The organism is Photorhabdus africana, assembly GCF_035181445.1.
GTDB classification, from domain to species: domain Bacteria; phylum Pseudomonadota; class Gammaproteobacteria; order Enterobacterales; family Enterobacteriaceae; genus Photorhabdus; species Photorhabdus laumondii.
This window is the reverse complement of sequence record NZ_JAXBVE010000329.1, coordinates 1-223: the sequence shown is the minus strand read 5'-3', so window position 1 is coordinate 223 and position 223 is coordinate 1. Positions and strand designations below refer to the sequence as shown.

The window sequence follows — 223 nt, the reverse complement described above, 5'->3', positions numbered from 1 at the left end:
TTTCAACTCCTGGCCCGGCAACAGCGTGGCGGATGTCGTCAACCCCCGCAGTTGGGTCTGCCGATTCAGGTAACGCTCATGTTGCAGCCGGGAGTAGAACACCCCGCTTTCTACTGCCGGATCCAGGTCGTAACGGTTGCCCAGTACCCGGTAGTTGTTATCCAGGTAATGGTACGCTTCGCCATACAGGGTCTCATCGCCCCGCGTCACATCCACTTCGGCA

1 protein-coding gene is annotated in these 223 nt (G+C 58.7%); it reads right to left on the bottom strand.

What is annotated here, in order from left to right; genetic code table 11:
• Nucleotides 1–223 (bottom strand): hypothetical protein (locus tag SLS51_RS25010; protein WP_323840938.1); only part of this gene is annotated, 223 nt, incomplete at both ends.